The sequence below is a fragment of the Bradyrhizobium sp. USDA 4506 genome, from assembly GCF_054058795.1.
Map to the genome: position 1 here is coordinate 3,707,392 of NZ_JBSSBM010000002.1, position 14,747 is coordinate 3,722,138.

Annotated in this window: 12 protein-coding genes; 8 read left to right on the forward strand and 4 right to left on the reverse strand. The window is 64.3% G+C overall.

The window, feature by feature from the left end; all coding sequences use genetic code 11:
- Positions 1-10 precede the first annotated feature (10 nt).
- From ACVIHF_RS19760 to ACVIHF_RS19770, 3 genes are all read left to right on the forward strand, one after another.
- Positions 11-1,309, forward strand: coding sequence for a peptidase M15 (locus tag ACVIHF_RS19760; protein ID WP_456780318.1), 1,299 nt, complete (start codon positions 11-13; stop codon positions 1,307-1,309).
- A gap of 39 nt (positions 1,310-1,348) precedes the next feature.
- A complete protein-coding gene (locus tag ACVIHF_RS19765; protein ID WP_253608030.1) occupies positions 1,349-2,542 on the forward strand; it encodes an aspartate kinase in 1,194 nt (397 codons plus the stop codon).
- 227 nt (positions 2,543-2,769) lie between these two features.
- Positions 2,770-3,990 carry an ABC transporter substrate-binding protein gene (locus ACVIHF_RS19770; protein WP_253608029.1) on the forward strand — a complete coding sequence of 407 codons (1,221 nt, stop codon included), beginning with the start codon at positions 2,770-2,772 and terminating at the stop codon, positions 3,988-3,990.
- Between the two features lie 157 nt (positions 3,991-4,147).
- Here the strand turns inward: ACVIHF_RS19770 and plsY are convergent, their stop codons facing one another.
- The 4 genes from plsY to ACVIHF_RS19790 form a co-directional block, all read right to left on the reverse strand.
- Positions 4,148-4,801, reverse strand: a complete 654-nt coding sequence (gene plsY, locus ACVIHF_RS19775) for a glycerol-3-phosphate 1-O-acyltransferase PlsY (RefSeq protein ID WP_253608028.1) — start codon at positions 4,799-4,801, stop codon at positions 4,148-4,150.
- A 34-nt stretch (positions 4,802-4,835) separates the two neighbouring features.
- Positions 4,836-5,981 (reverse strand): amidohydrolase/deacetylase family metallohydrolase, encoded by a 1,146-nt coding sequence (locus tag ACVIHF_RS19780; RefSeq protein WP_456780317.1) that lies wholly within the window; start codon positions 5,979-5,981, stop codon positions 4,836-4,838.
- A gap of 58 nt (positions 5,982-6,039) precedes the next feature.
- A complete protein-coding gene (locus ACVIHF_RS19785) occupies positions 6,040-7,935 on the reverse strand; it encodes a patatin-like phospholipase family protein (RefSeq protein WP_456792423.1) in 1,896 nt (631 codons plus the stop codon).
- Positions 7,936-8,102: 167 nt separating this feature from the next.
- Entirely contained in the window at positions 8,103-9,254 is a 1,152-nt protein-coding gene (locus ACVIHF_RS19790) for a zinc-binding dehydrogenase (protein WP_253608026.1), read from the reverse strand.
- A 169-nt stretch (positions 9,255-9,423) separates the two neighbouring features.
- Here ACVIHF_RS19790 and ACVIHF_RS19795 point away from each other — a divergent pair, with 169 nt between their 5' ends.
- The 5 genes from ACVIHF_RS19795 (at position 9,424) to ACVIHF_RS19815 (ending at position 14,640) form a co-directional block, all read left to right on the forward strand.
- Positions 9,424-10,020 carry a hypothetical protein gene (locus ACVIHF_RS19795; protein WP_456780316.1) on the forward strand — a complete coding sequence of 199 codons (597 nt, stop codon included), beginning with the start codon at positions 9,424-9,426 and terminating at the stop codon, positions 10,018-10,020.
- A gap of 161 nt (positions 10,021-10,181) precedes the next feature.
- The gene (locus tag ACVIHF_RS19800; protein ID WP_225160270.1) at positions 10,182-11,141 is read left to right on the forward strand and encodes an acyl-CoA desaturase; all 960 of its coding nucleotides are present in this window, start codon (positions 10,182-10,184) and stop codon (positions 11,139-11,141) included.
- Between the two features lie 255 nt (positions 11,142-11,396).
- Positions 11,397-13,016 carry an FAD-dependent monooxygenase gene (locus ACVIHF_RS19805; RefSeq protein WP_456780315.1) on the forward strand — a complete coding sequence of 540 codons (1,620 nt, stop codon included), beginning with the start codon at positions 11,397-11,399 and terminating at the stop codon, positions 13,014-13,016.
- A 57-nt stretch (positions 13,017-13,073) separates the two neighbouring features.
- Positions 13,074-13,691 carry a PilZ domain-containing protein gene (locus tag ACVIHF_RS19810; protein WP_028342942.1) on the forward strand — a complete coding sequence of 206 codons (618 nt, stop codon included), beginning with the start codon at positions 13,074-13,076 and terminating at the stop codon, positions 13,689-13,691.
- Between the two features lie 334 nt (positions 13,692-14,025).
- On the forward strand, positions 14,026-14,640 hold the full coding sequence (locus tag ACVIHF_RS19815; protein WP_026192955.1) for a transglutaminase-like cysteine peptidase: 615 nt from the start codon (positions 14,026-14,028) through the stop codon (positions 14,638-14,640).
- The last annotated feature ends 107 nt before the right edge of the window (positions 14,641-14,747 follow it).

Sequence of the window (14,747 nt, forward strand, 5' to 3'; positions counted from 1 at the left end):
TTTGATCCGAATGATCGATGCCGTCGCGTGCTGGGCGGTGCAACAGGGCTCGGATCGAGCCCTTGGAGGCTACGGGGTGATGAACCCGCGGCGAATTGCGACTCCGGAGTTGTGCGGGACGGTCGTTCTCGCAGGGTGGCTCCTTGCCTGGCTTGCCGGCTCTGCCGGCATCGGGAACAGCGGCGCAGTGTCCATCGGGGACCTCGCACCATCTCTCGCCGCCAACGCCGAACTGGCCGATACGCGACAGGCCACGGCAGTCGACAACGTCACCAAAGTAAATGCTGAAGCAGCGATGGCTGCAGAACCCCTAACGGGGCCGGCGTCCGACACGATCGCCCCGCCGCAGGCAGGCGTCATGGGTAATGCTGTCGCCAACGCCGATGCGGCGATGGCGGTTGAATCGGTGCCGGCGACGCCCCCTGATGCGACAGCAACCTCGAGCGAGCCGAAGTCAATCGTCGTGGCTGCCTTGCCGGATTCGTCGCAGACGCTGCCGGTCGAAACATCGCCGGTGCAGGCGGCGACGGCGAGCCCGCCTCCAGTGTCTGGTGACACCGAGGAGGCCGCGAGACCCCTCGATATTTTCGAGGAGTGCCTCGTCGTCGATGTCTGCATCGACCGGTACCTGTGGGCGCTCTACCAGCGGACGCCGAAGCAAGACACCATCAGCGTACAAGAGCAGCGGAAAGTGACCGTCAAGAAGAAGCGCAAGACGGTGACTGTCACCAGGACGTTCACCAGGCGCGTCGATAACGATTTCACGTGGAAAGATCCGAAGGCGGCGGAACGAGTGGGCATGCCGATGATCGACTACGTGATTGGAGGGGTGGATCGAAACTTCAAACTCAAGCTGTTTCACGCACTTTACGCGGCGGAGCAGGCCGGGTTGGCGCCCGGCATCACCAGCGCGTTCCGCGATGACTACCGTCAATCGATCGCGAGCGGCCTGAAGGCGGCGTCCGACAAGTCATACCATGGAGGGAGCTTCCGCGGCGGCTATGGCCACGGGCTTGCCGTCGATGTCGTGAGCGTCAAAGGCGCGACGCGGGCGGAGCGTTGGGTCTCCACCGAGGCCCTTTGGAAATGGATCGATGCGCGTGGACCGGATTTTGGAATCGGGCGACCGTATCTCGATCGAGATCCACCGCATGTCGCGCCGATCGACGGCAAGGAATACGCCGCTCACCGCGGCGGGACGAAAGCTCAGCACGCGGAAGCGGATCGCAAGAAGCGCGACCGGGGCGCTGTGCGGGTCATGGCGAAACGATCAAAGACCGCAAAGGCGTCGAAGGGGAGAACGATCTGATCGGGTTCAGCTGCGCCTTCCAACACGACGCGGGCAACAATGCCTAGCAATTCCATCATCGTGCAAAAATACGGCGGCGTCTGTCTCGAAACACCGGCAAGAATCCGCGCGGCCGCGAGCAGTGTCGCCGATTTGCATGGCCGTGGTCATCGTGTCGTGGCGATCGTTTCCGCGATGGGCAAGACCACCGATGAACTCGTCAGGATGGCCTATCAGGTCAGCCCGTATCCCAATCGCCGCGAACTCGATATGCTGTTGACCACCGGCGAGCGCATCAGCATGTCCTTGATGAGCATGGCGCTGTCTGATCTCGGCGTGCCGGCGATCAGCTTTACCGGCAGTCAGGCCGGTGTCATGACCGACGGGTCCCATTCCTCCGCACGCATTCTGGACGTGCGGCCCATTCGCGTGCGCGAAGAACTCGATCGTGGACGCATCGTGGTTTTGGCGGGCTTTCAGGGCGTGAACCCGCTGACCAAGGAAATCACGACGCTTGGCCGAGGTGGCAGCGATACCACCGCGGTCGCCATGGCTGCGGCGCTCAAGGCGGAGTGCTGCGAGATCATCAAGGAGGTCGACGGAGTTTGCTCGGCTGACCCGCGCATCGTCGCGGACGCAAAACCCTTGCGTCAGCTGGATTTCGCATCCCTATCCGAAATGTGCTTCTGGGGCGCCAAGGTCCTGCACTTTCGCAGCGTGGAGCTGGCCCACAGCCAAAACGTGCCTTTGGTCCTGAGAAAGTGGGGCGGCGCGCGACACAGCACGCAAGTGATGAAGGAGGTCGCAGACATGGAGAACGGAAAAGTCCTGGCCGTCAACTCGATGGCTCGCATCGAGCATGTGGAGATCGATTCGGCGGACCTCAATCAAGGCTTTGAGAAGTTCGCGCAGCATCTCCAGCAAAATGGCTTGCCTTGGCCGCAACTCCTCGCCTCGGCTTTCACCGCCGAAAAAACCCGCATCATGATGACTTGCGATTCGGAAACACTCGACGCGTTGCTGCGCACACTGGATCGGAGCAAAGACCTGCGCAAACAGCGCGAGACGCTGAGTTCGGTGAGCCTCACTTGCTTCGGCGGCATTTCCTCGGACCTGCCGTACAAGGCGGTTCAGATTCTGCAACGCCACGGAATCATCGCCGACAAGTATGTTTTGTCATCGCATTCGGTAAGCTTCTTTGTTCCGGTGGAGAGCCGTGAGGCCGCGGTCATGGCCTTGCATTCGCTGATCTAGTTGAAATTTGGCAAGGGTCGGGAGTATTTCCACGCCGCTTCGGGCAAAACGCCCGATGACATTGCGAGACCGCCTGCACGCGCGAATGCTAGGAGTCTGTTACGAGGGAATGCTTGCGCGGCAGCAGGCAGCCAAGCGCCGGCGCCTCCTCGACGGTCGTACCACGCCTGCCACAACCCGGTGCGCGGATGACTCGCCATCATGACTGCCGACCGTGGAGCCGCGCGATGCGCAAGGGCTGGTTCAGGCCGACAATCGGAGTTGCGATCATCAGCCTCGGTCTGCTTGCTGCGGCCGATCTGTTTGCCGAAGGCCGCAAATACGATCCCGGTGCCAGCGATACCGAGATCAGGATAGGACAGACGATGCCCTATAGCGGCCCGGTGTCGGTATTCTCCGTCATCGGCAAGGTGCAGGCCGCCTACTTCCGGATGATCAACGAGCGGGGCGGCATCAACGGCCGCCGGATCAACCTGATCTCCTACGACGATGCCGCGACGCCGGCGAAGACGGTCGAGCAGGTCCGCAAGCTCGTCGAAAGTGACGAAGTCCTGTTCATGTTCCAGTCGGTGGGCAACGCCCCCAACATCGCGATCCAGAAATATCTCAACGACCGCCACGTTCCCCAGCTCTTCGCGGGCGGGCGGTCGATGCGGTTCGAGGATCCCGTCAACTTTCCCTGGACCATGGGATTCGCGCCGAACCTGCGGACCGAGATCCGCGTCTATGCGCGTTTCATTCTCGACAATTACCCGAACGCCAGGATCGGCCTGCTCTACCAGAATGACGAGAGCGGAAAGGAATATCTCGCGGGGCTGAAGGACGCGCTCGGCGCGCGGGCGCCGGCCATGCTGGCGTCCGAAGCCCCCTATGACATGACGGACCCGACCATCGACTCGCAGGTGGTCCGGCTCAAGGCTGCGGCGGTCGACGTGCTGATCGACATGGCCGCGCCGAAATTCGCCGCGCAGGCCATCCGCAAGACCGCCGAGCTCGGTTGGAAGCCGCTGCATTTGCTGGGTGTCGGCTCGTCCTCGATCGACGCGGTGCTTGTGCCGGCGGGGATCGAGCACGCTCGCGGGCTGATTTCGGCGAGCTCGTTCAAGGAAGCCACCGACCCGACCTGGGCCGACGATGCCGGCATGAAACGATGGAGCGCCTTCATGGCCTCCTACTACCCGGAAGGCGACCGGAACAGCCTCTTCACGACCTACGGCTACAGCGCCGCCGAGCTGCTGGTGCGCGTGCTGCACCAATGCGGCGACGATCTCTCGCGCGACAACATCGTGCGCCAGGCCGCGAGCCTGAAGGATGTCAGACTCGATCTGCTGTTGCCCGGCCTCGCCATCAATACCAGCCGCGCCGACTATCGCGTGGTGAAGGAGTTCCGGATGATGCGCTTCACCGGTGAGCGATGGCAGCCCTTCGGGCCGGTCGTCGCCGACTAGAGCCTTCCCCGTTCCGATTGAATCGGAACGGGATTCCATATCCATGGTTCAAACGCGTTTTCTTCACGCACAGCGGTACCGACTTCGCTCAGGAGCGCTCAAGGCCGGATCATCGGATTGATCGACCGGCCTTCCCTGAGGAAATCCGAACCACTTATCAATGCCCGAGCCGCGCCTCCGTGCCGGCCAGCAGCCGCTGAATGTTGGCACGATGGCGCACGATCACGTAGATGCCGCCTGCGATCACCAGCAAGCGATAGGGCAACGGTTGCTCCAGGCCGCAGACGAGGACGATCGCCGTCAATGCCGCCAGCATCGAGCCGAGGGAGACAATCCGAAAGACAGCCACCACAGCGCCAAAGGCCGCCGCAGCGCCGAGGCCGACCGGCCAGGACATCGCCAGCAACACGCCGAGCCCGGTCGCAGCGGATTTGCCGCCGGTGAAATTCAGCCAGATCGAACGGCCGTGCCCCAGCAACACGGCAAGCCCGGCCAGGCAGACAGCCCAGGACACGCACGTTTGCGGATCAAGCGCTGCCGGCGGCGTGACGGACGGCAAGGTGTACAGCCAGGGATAAAACCAGCGGGCGAACAGGATTGCCGCCACGCCTTTCAGCACGTCGACAAGGAGCACCGCCAATGCGGGCCACTTCCCCAGGGTTCGCAATACGTTCGTTGCCCCGGTGGATTTGGAGCCCTGCTGGCGGATATCGATGCCCCTCAGCAGCTTCCCCGCCAGATACCCCGACGGCGTCGAACCGAGCAGATAGGCGATCGCCAGTCCAGCCACACCCGCGATCCAGAAGACCATGTCAGTCACCTCGACGCCCTCAGCGGCGCGTCCATCAATCCTGACGCGGATGCCACCAGCGTCCGCCGATCACGACGCCTTCGGATGCGATCTTGCGATCGCCCGTTAAATGCTCGCCGACCACATCGACATAGTCGAACGTCCCCTGCCGGACCGAGAGCAGCGTGGCGTCGCCGACGCTGCCCGGCTTGAGGCTGCCGAGCTCCGGCCGCCGCAACGCCATCGCGGCATTGACGGTGGACGCCGCGATCACGTCCGGCAGCGGCATCCCCATGCAGAGGAATTTCGACATCATCGTCACCTGGTCGAATGCCGGGCCGTCGATGCAGAGCTGATGGATGTCGGAGGAGATGGTGTCGGGATAGAAGCCGTTGGCGAGCATCGCGCGCGCCGTCCTGAAGGCGAACGAGCCCTTGCCATGGCCGATGTCGAACAGCACGCCGCGCTCGCGCGCCTCCAGCACGACCTGCTTCACCGTGCCCTGCGCGGTCGCGGGCGTGTTGGGGAACGGACGGAACGCATGGGTCAGCACGTCGCCCGGACGCAGGCGCGCGAGCACCTCCTCATAGCTCGGCGGCGGATGGTCGATATGCGCCATCAGGGGCATGCCGACCTGCTCGGCAACCTCGAGCGCGATCTCGAGCGGCACCAGCCCCGAGGTGCCCGAGGCGAACAGGCCGACCCGCACCTTGATGCCGACGATCAGGTCGCGGTTCTCGTCGGCGACGCGCGCCGCGTCGATCGGATTCATCAGCCGCAGCTCCTCGCTCTCGCCGACCATCACGCGATCCGAGAAGCCGAAGATGCCGGCGTGCGAGACGTGCAGATAGGCGAGGATGCGGACCTGGCTCGGCTCGATCACATGCTTGCGGAAGCCGGCAAAGTTGCCCGGGCCGGCGCTGCCGGTGTCGACCGACGTGGTGACGCCGGAGTTGCGGCAAAACTCCTCCGCGTCGATGCCGAGCGAGGTGCCGCCCCAATAGACATGGGTGTGCAGGTCGATGATGCCCGGTGAGACGATCAGCCCCGAGACGTCGCGGACCTCGGTGGCGGGATCGGCTTGCAATTCGCGGCCGAGCGCAGCGACCTTGCCCGCGGCAAAGCCGATATCGGTCACGGCGTCGAGTTTCTGCGACGGGTCGATCACCCGTCCGCCGCGCAGGATCAAATCGAAAGGCATCGTGTTCTCCGGATTCGGTCCGGCACGATGGTCGACTTCGCCGGCGCCTGCAAGCCGCTCAACCGACGCGGGCCTGCTCAGAAACCGGCGCGGTCGCTGTCGCGCGATCCGCGCCCTCGTCGGCGACCATGTCCGATCCCTTGTCCGCTCCGTTGGCCGACGTGACGATGGCCGCAATGGCGGGATTATGCACCGCCTCCGAGGCAGCAATGGTCTCGCGGGCCCAGCGGTACGAGGATTCGAAGATTTCCTGATGACGGTCGAAATCGGTGACGTCGATGCCGTCGGGCGTCGGCGGACGCATCACCATGTCGAGCGGCGTGGTCGGCAGCGTATCATAGCGCTGATGCGCAACGAGGCTTCGCCACAGCACGTTGACGGCGCTCGGCGCGGCCGGAAGCAATTTCTTGCGGAACGGCGTCAGCAGCGATGCAAGCAGCTCAAGCCGCCCCGGCAGCGCGGCATAGTCGACGTCGAACATCTCGGTTGCCGGGTCTCCGAAATGGACCACCAGATTCGGTCCGCTCTTCATCTGGTGCATCTGCGCCAGCGGAACGTTGTCGACGAGGCATCCGTCGACCAGCATCGAGCCGTCCCTTGTATAGAACGGCGGCAGCAGACCGGGGATGGCGCTCGACGCCCGCACCGCGTGCCACAGCAGACCGGTGCGGATCAATTCGAGACTGTGCGTCGACAGATTGGTCGCGACCGCCGCGAACGGCCGCCAGCAGTCCTCGATCCGGCAATTGTGGCCGTACTGATCGGCGAGCGCGGCATCGAACGCCTTGTGGTCCAGCAAGGCGTAGCGCGGCCAGGTCGGGCGGCGGAAGCTGCGACTGGAGACGAAGATCTCATGTGTGCCGCGCTCGAGATGCTCGGCGTCGTAGTTCTTGGCAAAGCCCGCCGCCATCGCCGAGCCGACGCTGGTGCCGACAAAGATGTCGAACATCGCGCCGCGCTCACGAAACGCCTTGTAGACGCCGACATGCGCGGTGCCGAGGCTGCCGCCGCCGCCGGCGACAAATCCGACGGCGCGACCGCACAGGAAGCGAACCAGGCTGTCGATGTCGAGCTGGTCCTCGAGCGCGACATGATGATGCATGAAGCAGGGCAGCCGCGCCAGCCACGCCGCGGTGCCGCTGACTTCGTGGCGCCTGACGTCATGAACCCGGACGAGGCGCCGCGTCGACGCCGGATGCACGGCGCAGGCGAAGCGTTCGATCTCCGTCAGATCGGGCGTCGGCGCATGGCCACGGCAGGCGAACACGACAAGATCGGCCTGGCGGATGGTTTTGCGCGCCCACTCCGATGCGTCGGGACCACCGAAATAAGCCACCAGCGGCGCGTCGTACTCGATCCTGTTGAGCCAGTCGGCGACCTCGGATGCGTCGAGCGCGCGGCCGGGAAACATCGCCTGAACCCGCGCGAGGTCGACGATCTCGGCACCGGCAGCGGCAAGGCCTTCGCGTAACCTGTGCTCAAAGGCGGCAGGCACCGGTTCCCGTCCGCCCGGGATCAGCGCGACGGTGCGCGCCTTCGGCGACGCCCGGAGCGGCAACAGGCGCGCAGTCTCGGTGGCAAACCGCCGCGCGAGCGCAGCCAGCAGCGCCTCGACGATCTCGGGCGTTTCCCGCGCCAGCGTCGTATAGGCGGCGCGCGTCAACACCAGCACGCTGGTGTCGCGGATCGCAATCACATTGGCGGTGCGCGGGATGTTGGCAAAGAAGCCGATCTCGCCGACCAGTTCGCCGGCGCGAAGTTCCGCGATCGGTTCGGGATGACTGGTTCGGTACACCGCGAGCGCGCCATGAAGCACCAGGAACAGCGCGTCGGAGGCGCCGCCCTGCTCGACCAGCAGCTCGCCGCGCACGAGGTCGCGCCGGGTCATTGCGCCAAAGGCGATCAGCCGCTGCTCCGCGCTGAGGGTTCTGAACAGCGCGAAGTCCTCGGACACGTTTCCCCACGCAAACGTCGCGCTCGGCGGCACACGGTTCGAATGCATGATCCGATGTTAGCGCCGGGCCGTCGTCCCGGCGAGCGATATCAGGGCCCAATCGGCCGCACCATGGACACAAATCCTTGGGAGCACTGCAGCAGGATTTGCAACATCCGCCATCTGATTCACCCGACCAGTTCCGGCCACGGCACGATGGTCGACTTCACCGTCTTCATCGCCATTGCGTCGGCAACCGCGCGGGCGACGCCATCCTCGGTGAACGGATAGATCGTCTGCATGTCGAGCCAGGGATATTTGTTGCGCGTGCGGTAGAGCATGTCGACGCCGAGCGGCAGGTCGTTGCCGGTAAAGCCCCAGGAGCCGAGCACGTTGAGATCCTTGGTGCAGATGCGGTGCCACGAGGTGTTGATCGAGCCGGCATCGGTGAACTGCCCCATCTCGACATAGGTGCCGCCGTCGCGCAGCATCTCGATGCCCTCGGGGCCGGCGGTCGGATGGCCCGAGCAGTCCATGACGAGGTCGGCGCCGAAACCGCCGACGATGTCACGCACCGCCTTGATGCGCTGCTCCGGCGTCTTGAGCTGCTCGATATCGACAGTCGCCTCGGCGCCGAACTTGCGCGCCAGCGCAAGGCGCGGCGCCTCCGGCGCGCCGACGCAGATCACGCGCCCCGCGCCCATTTCCTGCGCGGCGGCGACCGCGAGGATACCGATCGGCCCCGAGCCCTGGATCACCACCGTGTCGCCCCAGCTGAAACCGCCGGCGCGGGTGGCGCGGTTGAAGGCGCGGATGCAAGAGGTCAGAGGCTCGGAAAGCGCACCGAGCCGCAGCGACATGTCGTCAGGCAATTTGTAGATCTTGGTGCCGGGCAGCATGTCGAGATCGACATAGACATATTCAGCCCAGCCGCCCCACATGTGCGGCGCCTTGTCGAAGCCAAGATAGCGGCCGTAATAGACCGGCGTCAGGCACTTGTTGGCGCTCTGGGGATAATGGATGCAGTAGTAGCAGCGGCCGCACGGCATCAAGGGCGGGATCATCACCTTCGATCCCACCTGCAGCGGCTTGCTCATGAAATCCTCGGTGAACTCCGCGCCGCATTCCACGATCACGCCGCCGAGCTCGTGGCCGAGCGTGAACGGCCACGGCAACGGCTTCGGCCAATGTCCCTTCAGGATGTGCAGATCGGTTCCGCAAACGCCACAGGCGCCCACCTTGATCAAGGCCGCCTTTTTGCCGATTTCCGGCCATGGCACTGTCCGTATTACCGGCTTGGCTCCAGGTCCATCATGCGTGCAGACGCGGATCTGCTCCATCGGTTCGCTCTCCCTGTCCTTGTCGTTGGGCCGGGTTCGGCCGAGCCGACTTTAGGTCAGGACGATTGGGATGTCATGAAGGCCTGTCATGAAGGTCTTCATGACAGACCTTGGCGGAACGAGGCGCTTCTAGTCCTGGCGGAGTAATTTCCGCAAGGAGGCATCGATTGTGAAAGCAGCCGAGGGCGAATTGGCTGGTAGCATTGCGGGGAACGACACCATGAATCCTGGTATCGAAGGCATCGTCGGCATGTACGTCAAGTTGGGCGAACTGGACACGCTGCAACGGATGAAGGAGCATCGACAGGGCTTGCTCGACCAATGCGTCGATACGGCGAATTTCAGCTTCGATGTGACGAGATCGATCTACAGGAGCGACCTCGAGGTGATCGAGGCGGGCATCGAGAGCCTGTATGGCGAGATCATCGGCCATGTCGACGTCATCAACGAAAAAAGGATTTCCGGCTGGGCGCTGTACAACCAACACCCCGACAAGAGGGTCGCGATCGATATCTACTTCAACGGCAACCTCGTTGGCGAGGTCGTCGCCGATCAGTTCCGCAACGATCTTCTCAAGCTCAACAAGGGCGATGGACACCATGCCTTCGTCTTCGTGCCGCCAAGCGGATCCTATCAGCCGCCGCTGCAGATTGAGGTCCGCGCGGCGAAGCGAAAGGTGCTGAAAGCCGTGGCTGTTGAACCACCAGCGGCGGCAGTCGAACCGGAAACGGGTGTCGAACCGGAAATGGACGCCGAGGCCAAATAACCTCACCGCGCCGCTTCCGCACACCCCGGATCCGCCGGGTGCCGCCACCCGGCTGAAGCCGCCGCAGACGCCAATACGGGCTGCGACATGACGGACGTGCGCGGCCGATTGACAGCGACGATCGCTTCACCGCAACCTGCGATGCAACCTCAGGTGACGGAATGAAGCCGCAACCCGGCTCGGAGCGAATCTTCGTGGACGCCAGCACCGATCCACTGGACGGGCGCGTGCGATGGGCGCCGGCGAAATCGCTGTGGCTTGGCAGCATGACCGCGGTCGCGATCATCCTCGGGCCGCTGCTGTTCACGTGGAGCGCGTTCGCATTATTCATCGTCACCAGCGCGATCACGCTGTGCTTCGGGCATTCGGTCGGCATGCACCGCCGCCTGATCCATGCGAGCTTCGACTGTCCGCTGTGGCTGGAGCGGCTCTGCGTCTATCTCGGCACGCTGGTCGGGATGGCCGGCCCCTACGGCATGGTGCGGCTGCACGATTTCCGCGACTGGGCGCAGCGCCAGACGGCGTGCCACGACTACTCCTGCCACCGCGCCGGTTTCTGGCGCGACGCGTGGTGGCAACTGCACTGCACGCTGGTGCTGAAACACCCGCCCGAATTCCGGCTCGAACGGCGGCTCGCCGATGACCCCTTCTACGCCTTCGTCGAGCGAACCTGGATGTGGCAGCAATTGCCCTGGGCGATCCTGTTCCTCGCGATCGGCTCGTGGAGCTGGCTGGTCTGGGGCATCTGCGTCCGCGTCGCCGTCTGCGTCACCGGTCACTGGCTGATCGGTCATTACTCGCATCGCAAGGGCGGACAGACCTGGATCATCGAAGGCGTCGCGGCCCAGGGCTACAATGTCGGCATCGCGGGCCTGATCAGCATGGGCGAAAGCTGGCACAACAATCACCACGCCTATCCCGGCTCCGCGAAGCTCGGGCTGCTGCCGGGTCAGATCGACCTCGGCTGGTGGTTGATCAAGGCATTCGAAGCCGCAGGACTCGCGAGCAACATCAAGACGCCGGACAATCTTGCGCCCCGCCCGGGCGCGCGCCGCGTCGACGAACCAGGCAACGCCGATGCAGTCGCGCCGCGACATCGCGGCCGCGCATTGTTCCAGTAATCCGCAGCCGCGCATCTTCCGTTGCGGATCGAACGCCACGCAGCTATATACGCCGCGTCGGAAAAGGCAGACTTGGTTTGGTAAGCCCAAGTCCTTTCGGATCGAAGTCCTTTCGAGAACGAAAGCTCTGGTCTTCTGCCTCATGCATGAGATCCCCACGACGAACACCGGACGCCATCCAGGCGCCCAATGTTCGTCCGTGTGGTTCTCAACCCGACGAACCGCTCCGGTCGAACACCGACAAAGGAGCAGTTCATGCACGCCAGCCGCCCCCTTCCCCATGATGTCGTGATTGCCGGTGCCGGCCCGGTCGGCCTGCTGCTTGCCTGCGAGCTGCGGCTCGCAGGGTGCTCGGTGCTGGTGCTGGAGCAGGCCGCCGACCCGCATTCGCCGCTGAAACGGCTCCCCTTCGGGATGCGCGGCCTTTCGGCGCCCAGCATCGAGGCGTTCTATCGTCGCGGGATGCTGGATGACATCGCGGCACGACAGCACGCAAAGGATGGCTCGGGCAGCAGCGCATCGAATGGCGCGCATTGGATGCAACAGCCGCGCCGCCCGGCCGGCCATTTTGCCGGCATCCAGTTCTTTCACGATGATCTCGACACGTCGAAGTGGCTGTTTCGTCTGCCGAGCCCGGCAGGCACCAGCATGGCGGTCGAGATGGAGGCGCTCGAATCCGCCCTCGCCGCGCGCGCAACCGCGATGGGGGTTGAGATCAGGCGCGGCACAGGCGTCGAGGCGTTCGAACAATCGGATGATGGCGTGATCGTTCGCGACGGTGCCGAGACGTTCCACGGACGCTGGCTGGTCGGCTGTGACGGCGGCCGCAGCATGGTGCGCAAGGCCGGCGGCTTTGAATTCGTCGGCACCGATCCCGAGTTCACCGGCTATTCGGTCGAGGTCGATATATCAGATCCGGACAAGCTCCGCACCGGCCGTCACTACACGCCGACGGGCATGTATACCTACGCACGGCCCGGCACGATCGCGATGGTGGAGTTCGACGGCGGCGCCTTCCACCGAACCCGGCCGATCACGCGCGAGCACGTGCAGGCGGTGCTGCGCCGCGTCTCCGGCACAGACGTCACGTTGACGGCGCTCCGGCTTGCCACCACCTGGACCGATCGCGCCTGCCAGGCGACGGATTACCGCAAGGGGCGCGTGCTGCTCGCGGGCGATGCCGCGCACATTCATTCTCCGCTCGGCGGCCAGGGGCTCAATCTCGGGCTTGGCGATGCGATGAACCTCGGCTGGAAGCTCGCGGCCACGATCCGCGGCGACACACCGGTGGACCTGCTCGACAGCTACTCGCGTGAGCGGCATCCGCTGGGCGCGCAGGTGCTGGACTGGTCGCGCGCCCAGGTCGCGCTGATGCGGCCAAGCCGAAGTTCGCGCGCGCTCGAAGCCATCATCCGCGACCTGATCGCGACATCAGACGGCGCGACCTACTTTGCCGAGCGCGTGTGGGGCGTTACGCTGCGCTACGATCTTGGCAGCAACCATCCGCTGGCGGGCCGCAGCGCCCCCGACTTCGAGTTCGTTTGCGGGGCTAAGCTCGGCGAGCTGCTCAGAGATGGTCGCGGCCTGCTGCTGGACTTTGATCGGCGCGCGCCCCTGCAAACGCTTGCCGATCGCTGGCATGGGCGGATCGGCTATGTCGCAAGCGACGCGCGGGATCGGCTGGGCCTTAATGCCGTGCTCGTACGCCCCGACGGCTTCGTCGCATGGGCCGCCGACACCGCCCCCCACATCGATGAAGCCGCTCAGGTCATGTCGCGGTGGTTCGGCGAACCTGATGTGCGGCCCTGCCCCTTCCACTCACACTTCTCTTGCACCGTGTGCGAGTTCCCTGCCTCAACCGTAACGCCCCGTTAACCCTATCAGCCTTAGGGTCGTCGGGGCTCCGAATGGACGGTGGCCGGGTTTGTCGTGATGTCGTTTGCACAGAAGAAAACTACCGTCGTCCCCGTAGCCGAGGAGCGGCGGCGCTTCCAGCGCGTCAAGGTGCACCTGCTCGGCCGCTACATGCTGCCCGACCGGCGCGAGTTTCCCTGCCAGATTATCAACATGTCGCCGGGCGGCCTCGCTTTGCTGGCGCCGGGCATCGGCAATGTCGGCGACCGTGTGATCGCCTATCTCGACCATATCGGCCGGGTCGAGGGACGCATCACCCGCATCATCGACAACGGCTTTGCGATGACGATCGGCGCCACCGCGCGCAAGCGCGACAAGCTCGCCGCGCAGCTGACCTGGCTCGCCAACCGCGACATCCTCAATCTGCCCGAGGATCGCCGCCACGACCGTATCGTGCCGCGCAACCCGATCGCCCTGCTGACCCAGGAAGACGGCACGCGGATGACCTGCCGCATCATCGACCTTTCCTTGTCCGGTGCTGCGATTGCTGCCGAGAACCGCCCGCCGCTGAAATCGCTCGTGATGCTCGGGCGGGTACAGTCCCGCGTGGTGCGAAATCTCGAGGAAGGCTTCGCGCTCGAGTTCGTCCACGAGCAATCGGCGGAAACGCTCGAAGAGAGCGTTACCGCGAGGTAAAGCGAAAAACCGCTCAAAACCGCTTTTTTTGCCCGCGAAGGCGGCCACCGGTGCACCGGTGGCCGCCGTCGGCGCGTTTGGCCCCGGTGAAAATCGGCGGTTAACGGCCGCAGCGTTTGGCGCAACAAACCGCGCTGGCGCAGCGCGCGCGGCGTTAATGCATAAAATTTGAATCAATTGCAGTTGTTTCAAATTTTACGCGAATTCGATTCAAGTACAGTTCGAATTCGCCGCAGGTTTTACCAGTATTCGCGTCAAATCTACTTTGCGTACTTAGCGGCGGCGCAAAAGCTTTGTGCGAAACGTGGTCCCAACAAGAAGAACGGGGGCCACGATGTTTGGGTTCAGGGGACAGGGGAAAGGTTTGGCGGTTGCCGCCATTCTGTTTGCGACGTGCGTGTCGGCCAAGGCCGGCGACGTGGTCTACGCCAGCCTGGGTGACGTTGCGCGTTCGCCGATCGGCTGGGTCGAATTCTGTGCCGACAATCCGGGCGAATGCCGCGGCGGCGCGACGCAACCACGCGACATCGTGTTGTCGCAGACCGCTTGGCGGGACCTCGTACGGGTCAACAAGTGGGTCAACGAATCCATCAAGCCGATGACCGACATGGATCATTGGGGCGTGATCGAGAAATGGTCGTTGCCATCCGACGGTTACGGCGACTGCGAGGACTACGTGCTCCTGAAGCGCAAGATGCTGATGGACGCCGGCTGGCCCCGCGAGGCGCTGTTGATCACGGTGGTCCGCGACAAGAAGGGCGAAGGCCACGCGGTGCTGACGGTGAAGACCGACAAGGGCGAGTTCGTGCTCGATAACCAGAACGAGAGCATCGTCGCCTGGACCGACACTGGCTACCGCTTCGTCAAGCGGCAGTCGCAGGGCGATCCCAATGTGTGGGTCTCGCTCGGTGACAACCGCCCGGCAGTTGCAACGGCAAGCTCGCGCTGAGCAGAACAGGAAATTTCGAGTTCGCGACCCGGTCACATCCCCACCCCTCCCCGTCCCAGACCGGTTCGCGCGCGGCCACCCTTCCCCCAAAGGGTGGCCGCACCTTT